Below are 20,068 nucleotides of genomic sequence, written 5' to 3' on the forward strand. Positions count from 1 at the left end.
CGTCCCGGGTGGACGGTGTGCCGCCACGACACCGGCAATTCCTATCCACCAGATGGGTGTTGCGCTGCGGTAAACGCTGCTGAAGGTGCTCCGTAACATCGTCGGCGATGCAAGTCTCATCTTGTGGAAGACCGTTGACCGGCCGTTCGCGCCGTCGGCAGCATGGGTTTCATGTTGCCGCGGACTGAGCCTCCCCTCATCGCCCACGCCGCGCCGGCCCCGGTGCCGGCGTGACCACCGTGGAGCGTCCGACGACGGACGCGACCGACCTGCGACCGGTGGACCGGGACCTGTTCCGCGCGCTGCTGCGCCGACAGGCCACCAGCGTCACCGTGGTCACCGCCGTGGCCCGGTCCACCGACCCGGCGTGCCTGGGCGGGTTCGGCCAGCCGATCCGGGCCGGATTCACCGCCACCTCGTTCACCTCGGTCTCACTGGAACCGCCGCTCGTCTCGTTCTGCCTCGGCACGGAGTCGTCGAGTTGGCCGGTGCTGGCCCGTGCCGAACACGTCGCGGTCCACCTGCTCGCCGCCGGGCAGCGGGAGGCGGCCGCCGTCTTCGCCACCAGCGGTATCGACCGGTTCGCCGCCTACCCGGACTGGACGGCCGGGCCGTTCGGGGTGCCACTGCTGACCGGGGTGCTGGCCCGACTGTTCTGCCGGGTGGTGCACCGCGTCCCGGTCGGCGACCACACCCTGGTCATCGCCGAACCGCTCGCCCTGGGCGACGGCGGCGACGGCCCACCGCTGGTGCACCACCGGGGCGGCTACACCACGGCGGCCGGCGGGTGAGCACGCCCGTCACGGCCGACCCGCTCGTGTTGGACCGGGCCGCCCAGGACCTGCTGTTCCGGGCGGCCCGCACCGCCAACACGTTCACCGACGAGCCGGTCACCGACGCGCAGGTGGCCGCGATCCACGATCTGGTCCGGTACGGGCCGACGGCGTACAACGGTCAGCCGCTACGGGTGCTGCTGCTGCGCTCGCCGCCGGCCCGGGCCCGGCTGCTGCCGTACGTGTCGTCGAGCAACCGGGCGAAGACGGCCAGCGCGCCGCTGGCGGCGGTGCTCGCCGCCGACGTGGACTTCCACGAGCGGCTGCCCGAGCTGTACCCGCACCGACCGCAGGCCCGGGAGTGGCTGGGTGATCGGACGGCCCGCGCCGAGCAGGCCCGATTCAGCGCCACCCTCCAGATCGGCTACCTGCTGCTGGGGATACGCGCGGCGGGGCTCGCCGCCGGCCCGATGGCCGGGTTCGACGCCGCCGGGGTAACGCGGGAGTTCTTTCCCGACGGCCGGCACGAGGCGCTGCTGCTGGTGAACGTCGGCCACCCCGGTCCGGACGCCTGGGGCGACCGGCTGCCCCGACTCGACACCGACGAGGTGGTGCGCGCCCTGTGAGGCGTCAGCGTGGCTCCCACGCGTCCGGCAGCGCGGTGAGCTTGCGGACGTGCGCGGGCAGCCGACCGCTGAGGATCTCGGCGAGGCTCACCTCGTCGACCACCCGTCGCACCGCGGCGCGCACCGCCACCCACAGGCCGGGCAGGTTCTCCGCCGAGCCCTCGTAACGGGTCTCCTCCGGGCGCAGGCCGCGTACGCCCGCGAGTGGGCCCTCCACCGCGCGCAACACGGCGCCGACGGTCACCTCACGAGGCGGTCGGGCCAGGGTGTAACCGCCCTCCGCGCCGCGTTGGGCGCGGACGAGACCGGCCCGGCGCAGATCCGCCAGGACCGCCTCCAGGAACTTGCGGGGCATGTCCTGCTCCGCCGCGATGGCCTGGGTGGACAGCAGCGAGGGGTACGCGGTCGCGAGGCTCAGCGCCGCACGTACCGCGTAGTCGCCGCGCGCGGAGATCTGCACCCCGTCATCATGCCCGCCCGCTCGGGATACCCGGGCCACCGGGCCGGCCCGAGTTGCCGGGACCGCCGGGTGTGCCGGAGCGGAAGCGCCCGCCGTTGGCGCCCGTCGGCTCGACCGGTGGTCGGGGTCGGACGACCCGGCCGCCCGCCGGCTGGTCGCGGGAGGCCCGGAACGCGCCGGGGCTGACCCCGATCTCCCGGGTGAAGAACCGGCCGAAGTTGGTCGGTTCGGAGAAGCCGAGCCCTCGGCCGATCTGCGCGATCGGTTCGTCGCTCGCCGCGAGCAGCCGGGCGGCCTGCAACGCCACCCGCTCGTCGATGACCTGCTTGGCGCTGCGGCCGGTGACGGCCAGGCAGGCCCGGGTCAGGGTACGCACCGAGCAGCCGAGCGCGGCGGCGTAGTCCTCGACCCGCCGGGACGCCTGGTAGCCGTGCTCCACCTCGCGGCAGAACCGCTGGAACGTCTCGGCCTCGTTACGCTGCCCGGCCTGGTCCGCGTCGGGCAGCGCCAACCGCAGCAGCAGCACGGCGAGCTGGTGCCGCAGCAGCGCGCGGCCGGCGGGGCCGACGCCGTGCCGCTGGCAGTCCACCGCCAACTGGCTCACCTCGTTGATCACCGCGTCCTCGTCCTCGCCGGCTAACTGCCGCCAGGTCGGCGCCGCGTCCTCGTCGACGGCCAGGCCGTGCAGGGCGTCGGCGGTCCAGCCGACCACCGACGCGTCGAACTGGGGGCCGGCGCAGCGCAGCACCTGACCGGCGCGGACCCGCAGCAGCGTGCCGGGTCGGCACGGCAGGAGGTGGAAATCCAGCTCGGCGTCGCCGTGGCCGCGGGTCGTGAGGATCAGCAGCTCCCGTTCGACGAACACGGGCCGCCGCCAGCCGGGGTCACCGGCCAGGTCGGCCAGCGCGAACGTGGAGATCTCGTCGGGTACGGGTGATGCCGTTCCGATCGATGGCGCGGGGGAGGGATCGGTGGAGACCATCGCCTGCGACGGTAGCCCGAACCGCAGGTCACCGCATCCTGACCGGGGTACGCCGCGACGTCGAGGCTTGTCGTGGTCCCCACGGCCGGGCTACGTTACCCGGCGGTAGCGCCGTCCGGGCCCGGTCCGCCCGGCGCCCCGCCGGCCGCTCACCGGACGACGGATCACGCCGACTCGCGATGGGATTCCTATGACGGAGCTGTTCTCGGTGGAAGACAAGACGGTCCTGGTCACCGGCGGGTCCCGGGGAATCGGGCTGATGATCGCCCAGGGCTTCGTCCGCGCCGGCGCCCGCGTGATCATCTCGTCCCGCAAGGCGGACGTCTGCGAGCAGGTCGCCAACGAACTCTCCGCCGAGGGCCGGTGCGAGGCCATCCCCGCCGACCTGAGCGCCGACGACGGCGCGCAGGCCCTCGCCGCCGCCGTACGCGAGCGCGTCGACCGCCTCGACGTGCTGGTCAACAACGCCGGCGCCACCTGGGGTGCGCCGCTGGAGAGCTACCCGGAGGCCGCGTTCGACAAGCTCTGGGCGGTCAACGTCAAGGCCGTCTTCCGGCTCACCACCGCGCTGCTGCCGGCGCTGCGCGCCGCCGCCAGCGCCGACGACCCGGCCCGCGTGATCAACATCGGGTCCATCGACGGCATCCGGGTGCCGTTCATGGAGGTGTACGCGTACTCGGCCACCAAGGCCGCCGTGCACATGCTCACCCGCAGCCTCGCCCACCAGCTCGCCGGTGAGCAGATCACCGTCAACGCGATCGCGCCCGGCCCGTTCGAGAGCAAGATGATGGCGTTCGCGCTCGACGACCCGGCCAGCCGCTCCGCCATCGAACAGCAGGTGCCGCTGGGCCGCATCGGCCGCCCCGAGGACATGGCCGGCACCGCCATCTACCTGTCGTCGCGGGCCGGCGCGTACCTGACCGGCGCGGTCATCCCCGTCGACGGCGGCATCACCACGCACGGCTGAGCACGGGCCAACCCGGGTCGGGCTGTGGTCGTACCCCCTGGGTTGGGTGTGCCGGAGCCGCGCGGACTCGGCAGATCCGCGCGGCCCCGGTGTTGCTCTTTTCAGCGGCCGGCGAGCAGCCGGCTCACCGCAGTGTCGACGTCCAGGTGCTCGGCCTCACGACCGCGCGGGACGACCACGTACGTGCGTCGAAGGAATCGCACCAGGACGCTGCGCGGCACCTCGAAGAGGGCGTTGCCGTCCGGTGACGAGAGGGCCAGCGCGACGAAGTCGCCGCGCGGTGTGGCCCAGGGCCAGACCCGGACATCCCCGATACCGGCCGGCTCGTCCAGGCCGGTGACCAGCAGTTCGCGAGCGAACGACCAGCTCACCGCCTCCCCACCGGCCGATTCGGCGTGGAACAGGACATGGACCGCATACGGGTCAGCAGGGTCGTAACGCAGACTGGCACGCACCGGCAAGGCGGTGGCGTCAGGCGCGACGAGCCTTAGCGACGTCTCGACCTCTACGGTCGTCGGTCGGATGACACTCATGGACGTTCTCCCCCCGGCACCGCTGCGGAACGCGCGTGTCCCGCTTTTCCCATACTCAGGTGCTACTCCTGGCTACGCTCCGCCATACGCTGACTTCACCCAGTGGTGGGAAGGGGGACGGAAGCGCCTCGTGAATGTGAACATTCATGTAGGATTTCCGGTTCTGCCCAGTGTGTGATGCCGCCCGGCGTCGGGTGGCTCAGTCGTCGACTTACTCCGGTAACGTCCAGTCGGCCGTTGCAGTGACGGGCCCGAGCGACACTGGGGGGTGAAATGGTCACGAACCGATCCTCAGTGGATCCGGTGACCGCGCCGGGCTCGCCGAACGTCGCGGTCCGAGCAGCCGAAAAGCGGGGGTACGACGTGCCGATGGAGCAGCCCGAGCGACCCGGACGGTCGACGCCCGAGCCGGGCCGTCCCGGTGGCGTCCTCGTCGTCGGCGAGCCCTCGCGCCGCCCGCACTGGCGACAGCGGATCTCCACCACGCTCGACCTGATCCGGGCCAACCCCACCGGCCGGATCGCCCTCAAGATCTTCATCGCGATCGCCGGCGCGCTGGTGGTCACCATCGGCATCGCCCTCATCCCGCTGCCCGGCCCCGGCTGGCTGCTGGTCATCGCCGGCCTCGGCATCTGGGCCGTCGAATTCCACTGGGCCCGCCGACTGCTCGGCTTCACCCGCCGGCACGTCCACGGCTGGACACGCTGGGTGAGACGGCAGTCACTGCCGCTGCGCTTCGTCCTCGGCGCCGTCGGCCTGGTCTTCGTCGCAGCGGTGGTCTGGCTCTCCCTCAAGCTCAGCCTCGGCATCGACGTGGTGGCCGAGGCGAGGCAGTACCTCGCGGCGCGCTGACCCCGGATTTTTGGTCTGGTTCCACGATCGGGTAGAGTCAACGGCGCTGAGGGCGATTAGCTCAGTGGGAGAGCGCTTCGTTCACACCGAAGAGGTCGCTGGTTCGATACCAGCATCGCCCACTCTCAGTCTTCGCAGGTCAGAGGCCGGTTGGACGCAGTCCAGCCGGCTTTTTGCTGTCTCGTAGCAGAGATCGTGAGTCACCCATGAGTCGGTCGCGACTTATTGCGGGCCGCCGTTGGAGGAAAGCGAAGCGTTCGCCACTGACCTCGATGCCAGGCGAAACGACAGCTCACGCGCCAACCTGTCCGCTTCGACCGACTGTGCCCGGCGCATTTCTTAAGGGCTTACTCGTGGGGCGGAGGCGTGAGCCCGGTGAGGGCTTGTCCATTGAGGGCGGCGGCGGGTGTGCCCGACCTGCCAGCGTCCGATCGTGCAGCTAGGCCGTCTTGACGTGGCGGTCCGGGCGGCCTGCTCCGCAGGAGGGCAGGTCGCCGGCAAGCGGGATGGCTGACCTGGTACATCCAGCGCTGAATACAGCGTTCCCTGTACTGTGGTTGTGTGGAGACGTTGACGTACGGACAAGTGCTCGCCCGGTTCGGCCATGCGTTGTCTGACCCCATTCGCGCGCGGTTGCTTTTGGCGCTGCGGGAGGCTCCGGCTTATCCGGCGGACCTAGCCGACCTGGTCGGCACGACGCGCCAGAACTTGTCCAATCACCTTGCGTGCCTGCGTGGCTGTGGCTTGGTTGTGGCAGTGCCCGAGGGGCGGCGGACCCGCTACGAGCTGGCCGACATGCGGCTGGCTCATGCGCTCGGTGACCTGCTGAGCCTGGTCCTGTCAGTTGACCCAAGCGTGTGTGTGGAAGTCGACGAGAAGGGCTGCTGCTGATGTCCGTCCCTTTGCTTCACGTCCAGTCCGGCGGCCTCGCAGCTCGGCGGGCCGTCCTTGCTCGGCGGGTTCGGCTCCTGGTGGCGGCGACGATCACCTACAACGTGATCGAGGCGGTGGTGGCAATCGCGGCCGGTGCCGCTGCTTCCTCTACCGCCTTGATCGGCTTTGGCCTCGATTCGGTCATCGAGGTGTCCTCGGCGACGGCGGTGGCGTGGCAGTTCGCCGGCCGTGACCCCGAGGCGCGGGAGAAGGTCGCACTGCGGATCATCGCGGTGTCGTTCTACGCGCTTGCCGCGTACGTCACCGTCGAGTCGGTCGGCGCGCTCGCTGGTAGCGGAGAGGCCGAGCACTCCTCGGTCGGTCTGGTCCTGGCCGCCCTGTCGCTGCTCATCATGCCGGTGCTGTCCTACGCGCAGCGGCGCACCGGTCGTGAGCTGGATTCCCGGTCAGCGGTGGCCGACTCCAAGCAGACCTTGCTCTGCACCTACCTGTCAGCCGTGGTACTGGTCGGTCTGGGCCTCAACAGCCTGTTCGGCTGGTCCTGGGCAGACCCACTGGCCGGGCTCGTTATTGCAGCAGTGGCGGTCAAGGAAGGGCGAGAGGCGTGGCGTGGCGACGCCTGCTGCGCGGTGCCCCTTAAGGTGCAGCCGGATATCGCCGACGCCTGCGGATGTGGGCCTGGATGCTCCTGCTGTCCAGGCGAGACAAAGTAATGGCCGCCGGGACTTCAGACGCCACCCCGGGGCACAAGACCGCGTGAACCGTCGGTAAGTAGCGCGACATGACGAGGACCCGAAGGGTGCCCCGAGGAGCGCCCTATCAGCGTTGCCAGAGGCCAAAGAGAAGCCGCTTCAAGTGCCGCTTCAACGTCTGAGCGACGTCACGAACTAAGAGTGCGCCATCAGAGATACTGCTTGAGCCAGTCGGGGATGCTCGGATCGTCAACCCTCCAGGACTTCACGACCGTCTCGCTCTCCTGCCAGGTGTTTTCTTCCCCGTCGAAAAACTTCTGTCGGTGGCACTTGTACTTGACGACAGTGTCATCTTCGAGCCGGTACTCGTTCCAGTAGTAGTTCTGCTTCCCGTGGCCGTGCCACTCCTGGGCCGCATAGATCGTCGTCATAGAGGCCGAGTGTAGCTAGGACGGCAGTGAGACGTGGCTGCGCCCTGGCTGCGGTGTTGCATAGCCATGGCCCGCTTGGACATCCCGTACCTGCCGCACTGCGTCGTCTACAGCAGCGGTGACAGCAACCGGTGCCGATGGACGCGGCCGGGGTCGGCGTGTTTGCTGACAAAGGCGTGACCAGCTACCTCGCGAAAGGACGCAGGATAGGCATCGCTTGACACAGATGCGGTCAGCGGATTGCAGCTCTTTGCCTCACCGGGCATGCGGTGCGTGGTGAGGTTCGGCGCGGATACTGGCGGGGTGGAGGAGCAGGATCAGGCGACGGAGTTGACCCGGTGGACCGTGCACGGCGAGCGGGTGGTCGACGACTCCCGCCGGGCGCGGCTGAGCATTGCCGAAGTGGAGTTGCCGGACGGGGTTCGTTTCGAGCAGTACGTGATCCGGGCTCCCCGGTCGGCCATGGTCGCCGTACTCGACGATCGGGAGCGGCTGTTATTGATGCGGCGGCACCGGTTCGTGCTCGACCGGTGGGTGTGGGAGTTGCCTGGTGGCTACGTCGACGACGAAGAGCATCCGGCGCAGTGCGCGGTGCGGGAGGTTGAGGAGGAGACCGGCTGGCGGCCCCATGAGGTCGAGCCGTTGCTGTCCTTCCAACCGTGGGTCGGCACTGCGGACGCCGAGAACCTGCTGTTCCTCGCCCGGCAGGCTGAGCACATCGGTGCGCCCGTGGACGTGAACGAGGCCGAGCAGGTCGCCTGGATCCCCCTTAACGAGGCGTACGAGCTGGTGTCCCGCGGTGAGATCGTCGGTGCCGGCACGGTGATTGCGGTGCTGGAGTTGGTCGCGCGTAATGCCCGGGGAGAGCTTTGACGGTCAGCGTCGGGGGCCGAGGGTGGCGTCAACGCGGCCGGTGAAGTGCCGGACGGCGGGTAGTCGCCGGTATGCGGCAAGTTGGGTTTGCAGGTCACGGACGTAGCGAACGGCCCTGGCCGAGCGGAGCTGCTCGGTCAGAGTCAGGGCTTCCGCGCCGATGGCGCAGGCCCGGTCGGGTTGGCCCTGTTGGGCGTGGACGCTGGCGAGCAGGGCCAGGTTGAAGGCTCTGCCTCGGACGTATCGGTTGTCCATGCGCAGGGATCGGGTGGCGAAGCGTTCGGCGTGGGCGTGGCGGCCGAGGGCGTGGAAGCAGTGGCCGAACTTGGCCGACAGGTATGCCTCGTCGAAGTAGCTGAGCCATTGCGGATCGGTGCTGCGGTCGGCACGGTCAAGGGCTTGCTCCGCCTGGTGCAGGGCGGCGGCGCAGGCCCGTTCGTCGCTGGCCTTGGCCAGGGCGTGGGCTTCCATGACGTGGGCTTCGGCGGTCAGCACGGGAACGCCGGCACGGCGGGCGGTCTGGCCGGCGGCGCGGGCGAGGTCGAGGCCGGTGGTGGTGTAGCCGAGATAGGTGGCCTGGTGGCTCATCGCGGCGAGGATCTCCGCGCCAAGACCGTCGTCTCCGGCGGCGTGGGCGAAGTCCAGGGCGAGGGTCAGGTACCGCTGGGCGATGCCATGCTCGGCCGTGTCGTACGCCTGCCAGCCGGCGAGTTGGGCCAGTTCGGCGGCGGCGCTGAGCAGCCGTTGACCGCTGACATGGTCGTAGCGGCCGTCAGTGAGTAGTGGGGCCACTTCCTGGTGGAGGTAGCGGGCGACGGTGTCGCGGGCGTGGCCGCCGCCGTACTGGTTGTCGAGTTGGCGGTAGGTCGCGGTCATCGCGCGGATGGTGTCAATCTCCGGTTGACCGACCGTCCTGCGGCCGGGTTGGGTGACCGGGGCTGGGCCGGGGGCGGTGAACCAGCGCAGAGCCGGCAGGGTGTAGCCGGCGGAACTGAAAGCCACCTGCCGGAGTACGTCTCGGCGGTTCACGTCACCTCCCCAAAGCTCTGTGGCACTGTGTACGTCCTCCTGCCAGGTCCGGGTGGCCGGCGGTTCGCTGGGGGTGCGACGGTCGAGGCTGGATGGTGCTGCGGTCTGTAGGGGTGCCAGGCCCATCGTGGTTCGCGCCTGGTCGGGCATCCGGCAGCCGTCGGCGATCCGCTCCAGGACGTCGATCGAAGTGACCTTGCGACCCGCGATGATCCGGCTGACGTAGCCCTGTTCGAGCCCGACCGCAGCCCCGATCCGGCTCTGACTCGCCCCGGTGAGACTCGTGATCCAGCGGAACAGCCTGCCGATATCGCGGGCGGCCAGGACGGCCAACACCTCGCCGTGCGACCACGCATCCTCCGGTATTCGCAGCGGATCGAGCAGCACGGCAGCTCCCAGCGTCGCGTTCCAACTACTCAATGTGTTCGCGGCCATAGCCTAGGTCGGCCATTCGTGCTGGTCGAGCCGTCCCATGTCACCGTGACATGACCTGGCCATGGAGCGGTGCCCCGCAGGGCGGGATGGTCGGCGTATGTCCTTCGATGTCGAGAACCCATCCGTGGAATCTCCCGACGAGTGCCAACACCTCCTGCTGTGGCAGTTGGCGCGCGCACTCTGGGAGGCCCACCGACCGGACAGCGCCGGCTTCTGCGTGATCGCCGGTTGCTGGCATGAGAACCAACGCGACCCCTGCCGGCTGGCCCAACTCGCTCAGGAGGGGATGCGAATCGCCTGCGGCGAAACCACCGCCGCCCCGCCGCCCGTACCGCCCGGCACCGGTCCGGTGAGCGGCCGGCAGATGCCCGAGCCCGGCGCGCGGGTGTCGGTGCGGCCCGGCCAGTGGCAGCCCAGCCCCGGTATCGAGGGCCAGACCGGCCACGACATCGTCATCGTCAAGGTCCACGAGTCGCACGACCCGCGGTTCGCGTGGGTGTACGGCCACGGCCCGGACTGCAGTTGGCCCACGGCCGACTGTGCCGTCCCGTGGTGCTTTGAGGTGTTGGTCAGCGTCGACGTCCTGGCCACCGTCGCGGGGCAGCGGCCGTGAGGACGTACCCATGCTGGCAGGTGGCCTCGGGGACCAGTCGGCGGGCGCGGTTGCTGGTGGCGGCGCTGCTCGGAGGTCGCGCATGACCGCGCACGGCCCGGTGCTGCCGATCTGGAGCTGCGGCGGCTGCGATGCGCCCTGGCCCTGCCGCACGCGGCAGCGCGAGCTGCGCGCCGAGTTCGACGGCGCTCCGATCTCCCTGGCAATCTACCTAGGTGCCCAGCTGGTGCGGGCCTCGGAGGACCTGACCTGGGTGCCGGCGGGTGCGCTGCACAGACGCTTCCTCGGCTGGCTCCGGTGAGCAGCCTGCGGCCCGGTGACGGCGAAGCAGGGGCTGGCCCGCTCTGGTTGATCAGCAGGAACGCCCGCTGACTGGCAAGCAGTCCCTGGCCATGTCATCGGCGGCCGCGCAGGCGGAGGCTCATTGGTAGGGGTCACGGCTGGGCAAAACTGCTGCCCGGTTGAACCTCCCGGGCGCGGCTGCGTAGAAGGGGGCCGGGACGGAAGGATGGCGATGGTGCGAGGGGCGTGGAGGTCAGCGGTGTTGATGCGGCGGGCGCTGGCGTTGGTGCTGCTGACGGTCGGGATCGTGCTGTTCAGCCAGGCGGTGCCGGCAGCCGCGCTACCCGACGAGACAGGCAGGTACTACGTGGTGGGACCGCCGGTCGACGGCCAGCGGGAGTACCTCTATGACATCGCGCTGCGCACCCTCGGCAACGGCAACAGGTTCCGGGAGATCACCCAACTCAACATCGGCAGGAAGCAGCCCGACGGCGGTACCTTCACCGACGGCGTCGAGCTGCGACCCGGCTGGCTCCTCGTGCTGCCCCGCGATGCCAAGGGCTCAGGGGTGCGGACCGGGGCCCTGCCACCGATCTTGGTGAACTCCCCACTGACCAGCAGGAGCCCGGCCGTGCCCAAGCCAAGTGCCACGGCACCGAGGCCCGGGGCCACGACGTCGACCACCGTCGCCCGGTCACCGACGACTGCACCAACGGTGGCGTCCCGGCGTCCCCCGGCCTCCGGCGCGTCCGACGCCGGTCGGTTCACGCCCTTGCTGGTCAGGGGTGGCGCTGGCCTGCTCGCGGCGGTGTTCGCCGTCTTCGCCGTGCTGATGCTACGCCGCGGCAGGTACGGGTTGCGCGCCGTCGCCCTCGATGACGCCGGCCCATGGCCACCGGAGCTGCACCACACCCCGACCCCCGCCGAGCTCGCTGGGGAAGGCGCGACCGAGGTGTCCCAGAGCCCGCTCCCGCTGCCCCGGCCCGCTCCACCGCCGCCGTCAGCTCCCCCGCTGCCGCCGGCTCCGCCATCCTCGCCGCCGTTGCCAACGGACTCGTCAGACTCGCTGGACTCTCCGGAGTCGAGGCCGGCGGCGCTGGCCCTGGGCGAGGTGCCGTGCCTGCGGACCGACCTCCTCAGCGCGGTGGGCCCGGTGCGCGTCCGATTGATCGGCATGGCGAACCGGGGGGAGACGCCCGCCTACGCCTGGCTCGCCGAGACCGAGCCGACGCCCCCGTCGACCGTTCCGTTGGTGTTGGGCAGCCGGGGCACGTGGCGGCTCCATGTCGATCTCGGGCAAACCCCCGACGTGCTCACCCTCGTCGGCGCCCTCGACGCCTGCCAGCGACTGGCCGCGGCACTTGCCCGTCGGCTGCACGCCGGCCGAGTCGGAGTCGCGGTGATCGGTGAGGCGCTCGGGACCCTGGACCTGGAGGGCTACCAGAGACTGACCGCTCTGCCGGAGGCGCCGGCCGCCGGTGAGCAGCTGCCGGATCCGTGTGTGATTTTCCTGGCCGGGCTGCCGTCTGGCGGGGCAGACGGCCTACGCGGACTCGTCGCGGCGACCGGCGGACGCTGCATCCCGGTCGTGGTCGGCCCCGTCCCGCACAGCCGCTGGTCGATTCAGGTGGGGATCGAGGGCTGAACCCGGGTGAGTATGGCGGGGAGCGGCCCGGGCTCCGTCCCCGGCACCCGCTGCCAGGCGTTCTCGTGCGCGAGGTAGGCGCGGCGGACCTGGACTCGCTCGTACGAGCGGCTGCCCAGGATCAGCTCGACGCCGGCGTCCCGCAGCCGCTCCGCCTGGTGGCGTACCCGGTCGAGCCGGACGATCATCTCGGCCGTCGACATGACGTCGATGGTGCGTCCACGGGGCACCCGGACCTCCAGCATGAGCCGGCCGGGTCGGGCCGGTGGCGCCTTGCGGTAGAGACGCAGCCAGCCGCGCGGCAGGCGGCCGCCCGACGCCGGCACGAGTGCGTACGCGCGACGGGTGCCCGTCTCCGGCCAACGGCGGACGTCGTTGGGCAGGCCGGCGATGGTTCGGGCCCGCGACGAACAGTGGATGCGCAGCGGACCGCCCCCGCACTCGGCAGTCGGAACGAGTCGTCCGAACTGGTAGGTGCGGAAGCCTCCGCGTGGGGACACCCGGTCCAGTCGCGCCGCCGGAAGCAGATAGGCGTCGTTCACTCCCCGCAGATGTTGCAGACGCGCGGGAATGTGCGAGCGGAGCGTCGCCATCGGGATGGCGCCCCCGGGGGCGACGCGAACCCGGATCAGGTGGCTGTCGTCGGGAACCGGACCGGGGTCCAGGAGGGCGATGACGAACAGCTCCGCGCTCGGTATCCCCTCGGCCACCGCGCGGGCGGGTTCCATCGGGCAGACGACGAAGGCCTCGAACTCCTCGGCGTTGACCTGCTGCCCGGGTGGCAGCCACGGCGGTCCGTACCCCTGCGCTCGGCGACCTTCGGTGATCAGGCCGGGGCGGGGGAGGGCCGTGGCCGGCACCGTGAGCGGTCCCTGCGCGGCGTCCGGCAGGCCGGGATGCGGCGGCCCGATGGGAGCGTCCGCAACGGCGATGCGGGGGCGGGCCGACACCGACACGAGGAGACCGTCTGGCGTCGCCCGCAGTGCCAGCGGACCTGCGGCGTACTCCGGCCGGTGCGCCTGCCATTCGGCGGGGCTCCCCGCAGGGTCGAGGGCGCGCAGGTCGCGGCCGCCGTCCACCAACTCGGCGCTGCCGCCCGGCGGTGGAGTCCAGACCGTGGCGCCGGTTCGTTCGGCGAACTCCTGGGCCTGCGCGGCGAGGCTGCGCTGCTCCTGCGGATCGGAGGGCCAGGTAAACCAGAGCCGCAGGTCGCAGCCGTAGAGCGGGAGGTCGCCGAGGAGGGCGGCGAGTTGCTCACCGCCGTGTACCTTCTGCGTCCCGCTGTAGTCGCCGACGAGGAAGCCCGCCGCGCGCGCCGTGACGGCGACGGTCACCAGAGCGTCCGATGTAGAGGTCAGTCGGTGCGCGACGGCGCGTCGGTGCACGAAGTCGGCGCGGGTGGCGAGGGCGAGCCCGGCCGGCAGCGGCAGGCCGACCACACCGGTGCGGGGACGGACCACGCCCCGATCCACCGCGAACCAACCGGGCAGAGGGGTGGCGAGGTCCGGCGGTTGGATCACCATCCAGTCCATCGGGCGGCGGGTGATCCGATCCAGTGGGACCGCGTGCGACGGTCCGACCGCCGCGTCTCCCCGACGCCGGTGCCGGATCTCCGCGCCGTCGGGGCTGACCAGTACGTCGTGTCCGAGCAGTCCGGCGACCTCGCTGAACAGGTCGCCGTTGCGGGCGCCGTCTCCGGTCAGGATCCGTACGTCGTCGGCGGGTTCCCCGGACCGTCGAACCAGGTCGGCGATGCCCCGCGCGGTCAGGGTGGCGCTGGGTTCCGCCGGCACCACCAGCCCGCCCCGGGGGCCGGGCTCCAACCAGAGGTCGAACAGGCCAGGGATCCTCAGGTGCCGACGTGGATCGAAGCGGCTGGTGGCCGGCAGCTCGTCGATGCCCGCGTCGATCGTCGTCGTCACCGGATTCACGGGCTCACCACCGTCCATTCGCTGCACCTTCGTCCCCGAGGGTGGGCGGCCGCCGGCCGGCCAGCCGCAGCACATCGCGGCCTCGGTACCCTCGGTCCGCCCACACCAGATCTGCCCACACCACGACGTCGATGCAACCCAGGTTCAGATTGATTTGAACCAACCGGGCGCGGATCCGCAATAGATGGTGACAGCCGGGGCGGTCGCCCGCGGCAACTGAAGGAGGACACCAGTGCTGGCGAAGCGCTCTATCCTGGCCCGCCTGGTCGCGGTCGTGGCGATGGCCTGCTGCGTGGTCGCCTCGGCGGCGGGGGCGTCGGCGGGCCGGGCACCGACGCCGGACCCGCAGGCGTACGTCAAATACTACGTGGTGGTGGCGGAGCACCAGGGTCAGCCGGAGAACCTCACCGAGATCGCGAGCCGGTTCCTCGGTGGTGGCGATCGGTCCGCGGAGATCTACAACCTGAACGCGGGGCGTGTCCAGGCGGACGGGGCGGGCCTGACCGATCCGGCCAAGCTCCACCCCGGCTGGCACCTGGTGCTGCCGTGGGACGCGGCGGGGGAGGGCGTCCGGTACGGTCAGCTTCCGCCCGGCCCCAAGCCGACCCGATCCGCCCCGAAGCCCACGTCGACCGGGTCCGCCTCCCCGAAGCCCAGCCCGAGCACGTCGCCGGGTGGGCCACCGACCGGCAGCGGCACACCGTCCAGCTGTACCGCAACCGCCGGGTCGAGCCGTCGATCCAACTGGGCGCAACTGCGGCTGGCCGCCGACGGCGCCTGGGACCTGAGCCGGGGCAACGGTGTCATGGTCGCGGTGGTGGACTCGGGTGTGGACGGCAAGCTGCCCCAGCTCAGTGGTCGGGTCGCCGTCGGCGCGGACGTCACCGTCGGCAACGGGCGGGGTGACACCGACTGCCTCGGCACCGGCACCGCGATGGCCGGCATCATCGCCGCCAGCGCCAGCGCCGACGACACCCCGGTCGGCATCGCGCCGGACGCCACGATCCTGCCCATCCGGATGGTGGGACCTTCCGCGACCGGACGGGCCATGGACGCGTCGAACGCCATCGAGGTGGCGGTCAGCGCGGGCGCTTCGGTCGTCGCGTTGGGTTCCCACGTCGACCTGGGCGACCCCACGGTGGCGGCCTCGATCTCGACGGCGATGAACCACGACGTGGTCGTGGTGGTGGGGGCGCCCACGAAACCCGTCACGGTCCCGGCGGGCGGGGAACGGTCGGCGGCCGGCGCCCTGCTCCTGGTCGGAGGTGTCGGCGCCGACGGGCAGCTCGCCGAGGAGTATCAGCAGGGGACGGTGGAGGTCGTCGCGCCGGGGATCGACGTGGCGACTTTCGGGATCAGTGGCGCCGGCGTGCTGAGCAACACGGGAACCCAGCTCGCTGTGTCATTCGTGGCCGGCCAGGCGGCGCTCGTCCGGGCCGCCTATCCGGATCTGACCGCCGTGCAGGTCGAGGAGCGCATCCGGAGCACGGCCGACACGATGGAGAAGGGCAAGACGGACGCCCGCTACGGCGCTGGGATGATCAACCCGGCCGCGTCGGTCGCCCGGCAGCTCGACGAGGAGCGACAGGTGTCAGGTGCCCAGAGTGGAGACGGCGGCGGTGGTGGTACCGCGCTCGCCGTCCTTCTCGGCCTCGGGCTGGTCGCCGCCGGTGGCCTCGTCTTCGCACTCCGCTTCCGCCGTCGCGCGAACGGCGGGTAGCTGGCGGCCGCACCCGCAACGACGTCACGACGCGGGTACGCGGATCGTCCGCGTACCCGCGTCCGCGCTACCGCCAGGCCCATTGCTGCTCGCGGTTCTCCACGAAGGTCCAGACGAGCAGCGGCTTGTTCGGCACGTTCACGTTCGCGTCCAGTGCCTTGCGGATATGCATGTTGAGGACGCCACCCTTCTCGTTCATCCGCCACACCTGACTTGGGCTCCCGTCGCAGGTGGAGGCGAACACGGCCGTGCCGTCCCGGTCGGAGCCCTCGGCCAGGTCCATGCAGAGCCCGGCCGCGCGGAACGTGCCGTCGGCGAGGACCACCCACCACTGGGTCGGGTCGTCGTCGTCACACGTCTGCAGCCTCATCCGCGTGCCCCCGCCGGTCCCGCCGGTGCTGGCGCAGAGCTTGGTCATCGGGTGGTAGAGCTGCTTGGCGCCGACGGGGCGCACGGGCGGCGTGGCCGGTGCCGGCGGGGCGGGCGGGTCGCCGGCCTTCGGCGTCGGCGTACCCGGGCCGGCTGGCGTCGGCGCGAGCGGTGTCGCCGACGGCGGCGCGGGCGGGGGCGCGGGCTTGCTGACGCCGACGGTCAGTCGTCCGTCGAGCGCGTAGAAGTCGGTGAGTGACTTCACCGACTTCAGGAACGCCTTCGTGTCGGCGTCGAGGCTGCCGCCGCTCTGCCGCACCACGGTCGGACCACTGCGATAGGCGGCGAGGGCGAGCAGATAAGGATCACCCTCCAGGAGGGACAGCTCTCCGGTCAGGGCACACATGGCGGTGCCGACGGCCGGGATCGCGACGGCGGGATCCCAGGCGGAGGCGTTGCTCGGGCCGTACGCCTGCCACACCTCGGGGAGGAACTGGGCGATTCCCCGCTGCCCGGCGGCCCCGAGCAGGTTCGGGTCGAATCCGGAGAGCGCCATCAGTTGCGCCGCGACGGCCGGGGGAGTCACCCCCGGACAGACCGAACCCGCCCGGACGATCAGGTCGACGTACCCGGCCGGGACGCCCTTGGTGTCGGTCGCCGGCGCGGTCGGCGCTTTGCCGCCGGGTCCGCCGAACTGGGACCGCTTGCCGTAGTACGCGGCGTAACCGCTGACCTCGTCGACATAGTCGACCGCGTCCGGGGGCACCCCACCGGACGCCGTCACCGACTCCAGGCTGCTGTGGAAGGCGGCCACCGACAGTCGCCACGAGTCACCGGTGACGCTCGCGAGCCGGAGCTTGCCGCTGTAGTCGCACACCTGGTGGGCCAGCGCCACGATGTTCGCGGCGCTGTCCGAGCGTTCCGCGTTCGGCCACGGCTTCCAGAGCTTCCAGTCCTCGTTGTCGAGCCCGGCGATGCCGGTGCCGCCGGAGGCGGTGTCCGTCGCTCTCGGTGCCAGTTCCGACTCGGCCATGAGCTGACCGGCGAGCCGGGCCGGCGTGAGCATGGGGCAGGAGCGGGCCGCGGCCGCGATGACCGCCAACTGGTCGTTGGAGACCGCTTCGCCGATCAGTTGGTCACGGGCCGAGGCGACGCCCCAGCTGATCGCGGCGACGGCGGCGAAGACGACGGCCAGGCCAGCGGCGGCGGCCGCCACGAGTCGGCGCGGCGTCCGGCTGAACCAGGGCCGGATGGTGCGGGGATCGGTTGTCACGGGCCATCCCTTTCGGCGTGGCGGCATCACTGTCGTGACGGATCAGCTGCCGCATATGTTCACCGCACGACCACGAATCCATCAAATTTTGTCCCGCCGGTCATTGAACCGGCGGGGGGTCCGCACCGTGGACGCGGCTGTCTCCGACGGTTCGGCGCCGCGATGCGCCGTACCGCCCGGTGTGCCGATCGATGGAGGTGGGTCGTTTGCTGACCAGACGAAAGATGCTCGGAATGGGGCTCGGAGCTGCGGTGGTCGGGGTGCCGCTGGTGGCGACACCGCTGCTGGCGCGGGCCAGGGCCCAGGGCGGACTGCCGTTGACCGTGGTGAACAGTACCGGGCGATACCCGAACGCCTCGATCCACATGTACATCACCGGCTACCACCCGGAGACCAGGGAGATGGGCTACGTCCGGAGCCCGGGCACGTTCACTCCCGCCTCGTTCGCCGACAACGGCGCGGACGGATACCTGGATCTCGCCATCCCCCTCGCCGGTTCCGGGGCGACCTCGTTCGTCCTACCGATGCTCGACGGCGGCCGGATCTACTTCTCCATCAACGGGCGACTGCGGTTCAAGGTGGTCGACGGCGGTGGGCGGCCCATGTTGCAGGAGCCGGCCGGCGCGGTGGAGAGCGACCCGAACTTCGGGGTGTTGTGGGACTTCTGGGAGTTCACCTACAACCCGAACGGTATGCACTGCAACACCACCATGGTGGACATGTTCAGCATCCCGATCTCGACCCGGTTGGTCGGGGCGGGCGAGCACACGGCTGGGAAGCTCACCGACGGTGGCCGGGACGCGATCTTCGCCGAGGTGGCTCGGCAGCCCGGGTACGAGCGCCTGATCATCGGCGACGGGCTGCGCGTCATCGCGCCGGGGCACGGCATCATCGCGGGCTGCTTCTCACCCACCTACTTCGACGCCTACATCGCCCAGATCTGGGATCGGTACCGCAGCGCCGACCTACGGGTCTCCAACGAGTTCGGTGCCTTCACCGGTCGGGTGCGCGAGGACGGCAGGCTGCACTTCGACGGTGGGATCGCCCCCTTCGACCGTCCGACCACGATGGACGTACTGATGTGCAACGGCACGTTCAGCCGGCCCAACGACGCCAGTGGGAAGGTGGCGGCGGCCCTGGCGGCCGGGTTCAACCGGTCGGTGCTGGACCGGCCGTACCAACCCGTCGACGACCGTGCGGCCTTCTACCAGCAGCCGATCACCAACCACTACTCGCGCGTCCTGCACAACCACTCCGCGAACGGCAGGGTCTACGGCTTCCCGTACGACGACATCGTCGGGGATGCCTCGTACATCCAGGACTCCGCGCCACGGGAGGTGACGGTCACCCTCACGCCGTTCGCCGGGGGCGAGGCGTCGTACCCGATCGCACAGCCTCCGCCGGCCGTCCCGGTGGCGGTGGCGACGGGAGCGGCGGCGACGGCGGCCGCCGTCGGCCCGGCCCGCGTCGCCGATCAGGAGATCGCCGCCGCCGGCTTCGACCGTGAGTACGGCGTACGGCGGGAGCCGTGCGGCGAGGGCGGTGAGAACATCTGCGCCATCGCCAACGGTGACTGGGTCGCCTACCAGGGGGTCGAGTTCGGTGACCAGCCGATGACACAGTTCGTCGTCCGGGTCGCCTCGGGGGCGGGGCTGGGCCTCTCCGGGCTGGTCCAGGTGCGCCTGGACAGCGAGACGAGCCCGCCGGTCGGGACGATCGCGGTGGCCAACACCGGTGGATGGCAGCGGTGGTTGACCATCCCGGGGAACATGGCGCCGGTGACCGGCCGGCACGACGTGTACCTCACCTTCGCCAGCGGGCAGCCCCAGGAGTATCTGAACGTCCGTTGGTTGCGCTTCGCCCGATGAACACAGCGACCGCCACTATGGACCGTTGTCCTCATCCGTCCGTCGTCGATCGTCCCGTGGCCGAAACATATCGAACGGCCGGTACGGCTATCCTCCCCGGAGAGCGCCTGGCCGACGGCGGGCGCGGCGGTGGTGCGGTCGTGCGGGTCCACCCCGTGCGTCAGGGGAGGCGGTCGGTGTCGGCGGTGCACAACGAAGCGCTCGGTCCGCGGGCCGCGGACGCCGGCAGCGGTTCCGGGGACGCCGAAGCCCTCATGCGGCAGATCTTCGACGAGCATCAGGGCCCGCTGCTGCGGTTCCTCACCCGGCTCGTCCTCGGTCAGCGGGAGTTGGCCGAGGATCTGGTGCAGGAGACGTTCCTGCGTACCTGGCGGAACCTGGACAAGCTCGCCGCCGACCGGGAGCGGATCGCCCCGTGGTTGTACACGGTCGCCCGGCACGTGGCCATCGACGCCATCCGGTCGCGGCAGGCACGTCCGCAGGAGATCAACCTGCCGGATCTCAACCGCGTCCCCTCGGCCGAGGACGCGATGGATCGTGTCGTGAGCGCCCATACGGTGCAGGTGGCGATGAAGCAGATCAGTCCGGAACACCGGCAGGTGCTGATCGAGATGTACTACAAGGGCGCGTCCATCGCTGAGGCCGCGGAGCGACTCGGGATACCCGAGGGTACGGTAAAATCCCGCACGTACTATGCGGTTCGCGCGCTGCACGCGGCGATCGGCTCGACGGAGTCGTCGTGATCCCGGCCGGGCCGTCCCGATCTCGGCCCGTTGACCAGCACGCAGGCCGTCCCGAGGTCACCCCTCGGGGCGCGGTG

19 protein-coding genes, 1 tRNA gene and 1 pseudogene are annotated in these 20,068 nt (G+C 70.9%); 14 read left to right on the forward strand and 7 right to left on the reverse strand.

The window, feature by feature from the left end; translation table 11 throughout:
- The first annotated feature begins 230 nt into the window (after window positions 1–230).
- Both ABZ272_RS22115 and ABZ272_RS22120 read left to right on the forward strand, forming a co-directional pair.
- Window positions 231–791: a flavin reductase family protein gene (locus ABZ272_RS22115; RefSeq protein WP_355051827.1), complete on the forward strand. Its 561-nt coding sequence runs from the start codon at window positions 231–233 to the stop codon at window positions 789–791.
- Window positions 788–1,399, forward strand: coding sequence for a malonic semialdehyde reductase (locus ABZ272_RS22120; RefSeq protein WP_355051828.1), 612 nt, complete (start codon window positions 788–790; stop codon window positions 1,397–1,399). The genes ABZ272_RS22115 and ABZ272_RS22120 overlap by 4 nt, the downstream gene beginning before the upstream one ends.
- 4 nt (window positions 1,400–1,403) lie before the next feature.
- Here the strand turns inward: ABZ272_RS22120 and ABZ272_RS22125 are convergent, their stop codons facing one another.
- Complete coding sequence (locus tag ABZ272_RS22125; protein WP_355051829.1) at window positions 1,404–1,859, reverse strand: Rrf2 family transcriptional regulator; 456 nt, start codon at window positions 1,857–1,859, stop codon at window positions 1,404–1,406.
- A 7-nt stretch (window positions 1,860–1,866) separates the two neighbouring features.
- Entirely contained in the window at window positions 1,867–2,841 is a 975-nt protein-coding gene (locus ABZ272_RS22130) for an AraC family transcriptional regulator (RefSeq protein ID WP_355051830.1), read from the reverse strand.
- 190 nt (window positions 2,842–3,031) lie between these two features.
- Between ABZ272_RS22130 and ABZ272_RS22135 the strand changes: the two genes are divergently transcribed.
- On the forward strand, window positions 3,032–3,808 hold the full coding sequence (locus ABZ272_RS22135) for a glucose 1-dehydrogenase (RefSeq protein WP_355051831.1): 777 nt from the start codon (window positions 3,032–3,034) through the stop codon (window positions 3,806–3,808).
- A gap of 101 nt (window positions 3,809–3,909) precedes the next feature.
- On the opposite strand, the gene ABZ272_RS22140 is transcribed toward ABZ272_RS22135, so the two are convergent.
- Window positions 3,910–4,341 carry an SsgA family sporulation/cell division regulator gene (locus ABZ272_RS22140; protein ID WP_067311359.1) on the reverse strand — a complete coding sequence of 144 codons (432 nt, stop codon included), beginning with the start codon at window positions 4,339–4,341 and terminating at the stop codon, window positions 3,910–3,912.
- Between the two features lie 273 nt (window positions 4,342–4,614).
- Here ABZ272_RS22140 and ABZ272_RS22145 point away from each other — a divergent pair, with 273 nt between their 5' ends.
- The 4 genes from ABZ272_RS22145 to ABZ272_RS22160 all read left to right on the forward strand — a co-directional run bounded on the left by ABZ272_RS22145 (window position 4,615) and on the right by ABZ272_RS22160 (window position 6,800).
- Complete coding sequence (locus ABZ272_RS22145; RefSeq protein ID WP_355051832.1) at window positions 4,615–5,193, forward strand: TIGR02611 family protein; 579 nt, start codon at window positions 4,615–4,617, stop codon at window positions 5,191–5,193.
- Window positions 5,194–5,243: 50 nt separating this feature from the next.
- Window positions 5,244–5,315, forward strand: a tRNA-Val gene (locus ABZ272_RS22150).
- 439 nt (window positions 5,316–5,754) lie between these two features.
- Entirely contained in the window at window positions 5,755–6,084 is a 330-nt protein-coding gene (locus ABZ272_RS22155; protein ID WP_355051833.1) for a metalloregulator ArsR/SmtB family transcription factor, read from the forward strand.
- Window positions 6,084–6,800 carry a cation transporter gene (locus ABZ272_RS22160; protein WP_355051834.1) on the forward strand — a complete coding sequence of 239 codons (717 nt, stop codon included), beginning with the start codon at window positions 6,084–6,086 and terminating at the stop codon, window positions 6,798–6,800. The genes ABZ272_RS22155 and ABZ272_RS22160 overlap by 1 nt, the downstream gene beginning before the upstream one ends.
- A gap of 188 nt (window positions 6,801–6,988) precedes the next feature.
- On the opposite strand, the gene ABZ272_RS22165 is transcribed toward ABZ272_RS22160, so the two are convergent.
- Window positions 6,989–7,210, reverse strand: a complete 222-nt coding sequence (locus ABZ272_RS22165) for a hypothetical protein (RefSeq protein WP_355051835.1) — start codon at window positions 7,208–7,210, stop codon at window positions 6,989–6,991.
- Window positions 7,211–7,474: 264 nt separating this feature from the next.
- Between ABZ272_RS22165 and ABZ272_RS22170 the strand changes: the two genes are divergently transcribed.
- Window positions 7,475–8,083, forward strand: a complete 609-nt coding sequence (locus tag ABZ272_RS22170; RefSeq protein WP_355051836.1) for an NUDIX hydrolase — start codon at window positions 7,475–7,477, stop codon at window positions 8,081–8,083.
- A 3-nt stretch (window positions 8,084–8,086) separates the two neighbouring features.
- Here the strand turns inward: ABZ272_RS22170 and ABZ272_RS22175 are convergent, their stop codons facing one another.
- On the reverse strand, window positions 8,087–9,499 hold the full coding sequence (locus ABZ272_RS22175) for a helix-turn-helix transcriptional regulator (protein ID WP_355051837.1): 1,413 nt from the start codon (window positions 9,497–9,499) through the stop codon (window positions 8,087–8,089).
- Between the two features lie 109 nt (window positions 9,500–9,608).
- Here ABZ272_RS22175 and ABZ272_RS22180 point away from each other — a divergent pair.
- The 3 genes and pseudogenes from ABZ272_RS22180 to ABZ272_RS22190 all read left to right on the forward strand — a co-directional run.
- Window positions 9,609–9,875: pseudogene (locus tag ABZ272_RS22180) on the forward strand (hypothetical protein); the annotation flags it as partial.
- Window positions 9,876–10,242: 367 nt separating this feature from the next.
- Window positions 10,243–10,461: a hypothetical protein gene (locus ABZ272_RS22185; RefSeq protein WP_355051838.1), complete on the forward strand. Its 219-nt coding sequence runs from the start codon at window positions 10,243–10,245 to the stop codon at window positions 10,459–10,461.
- A 240-nt stretch (window positions 10,462–10,701) separates the two neighbouring features.
- Window positions 10,702–12,087, forward strand: coding sequence for a hypothetical protein (locus tag ABZ272_RS22190; RefSeq protein WP_355051839.1), 1,386 nt, complete (start codon window positions 10,702–10,704; stop codon window positions 12,085–12,087).
- Here ABZ272_RS22190 and ABZ272_RS22195 read toward each other — a convergent pair.
- Window positions 12,066–14,036, reverse strand: a complete 1,971-nt coding sequence (locus tag ABZ272_RS22195) for a hypothetical protein (RefSeq protein ID WP_355051840.1) — start codon at window positions 14,034–14,036, stop codon at window positions 12,066–12,068. The two genes, ABZ272_RS22190 and ABZ272_RS22195, sit on opposite strands and share 22 nt — an antisense overlap.
- A 214-nt stretch (window positions 14,037–14,250) precedes the next feature.
- Here ABZ272_RS22195 and ABZ272_RS22200 point away from each other — a divergent pair, with 214 nt between their 5' ends.
- Window positions 14,251–15,738 (forward strand): S8 family serine peptidase, encoded by a 1,488-nt coding sequence (locus tag ABZ272_RS22200; protein WP_355051841.1) that lies wholly within the window; start codon window positions 14,251–14,253, stop codon window positions 15,736–15,738.
- Window positions 15,739–15,805: 67 nt separating this feature from the next.
- Here ABZ272_RS22200 and ABZ272_RS22205 read toward each other — a convergent pair whose 3' ends face one another.
- Window positions 15,806–17,380 (reverse strand): ricin-type beta-trefoil lectin domain protein, encoded by a 1,575-nt coding sequence (locus ABZ272_RS22205; RefSeq protein WP_355051842.1) that lies wholly within the window; start codon window positions 17,378–17,380, stop codon window positions 15,806–15,808.
- A gap of 206 nt (window positions 17,381–17,586) precedes the next feature.
- On the opposite strand from ABZ272_RS22205, the gene ABZ272_RS22210 reads away from it, so the two are divergent.
- Both ABZ272_RS22210 and ABZ272_RS22215 read left to right on the forward strand, forming a co-directional pair.
- Entirely contained in the window at window positions 17,587–19,248 is a 1,662-nt protein-coding gene (locus ABZ272_RS22210) for a beta-1,3-glucanase family protein (protein WP_355051843.1), read from the forward strand.
- Between the two features lie 176 nt (window positions 19,249–19,424).
- The gene (locus ABZ272_RS22215; RefSeq protein WP_355051844.1) at window positions 19,425–19,991 is read left to right on the forward strand and encodes a sigma-70 family RNA polymerase sigma factor; all 567 of its coding nucleotides are present in this window, start codon (window positions 19,425–19,427) and stop codon (window positions 19,989–19,991) included.
- The last annotated feature ends 77 nt before the right edge of the window (window positions 19,992–20,068 follow it).

It is taken from the genome of Micromonospora sp. NPDC005979 (assembly GCF_040614415.1).
Taxonomy (GTDB): domain Bacteria; phylum Actinomycetota; class Actinomycetes; order Mycobacteriales; family Micromonosporaceae; genus Micromonospora.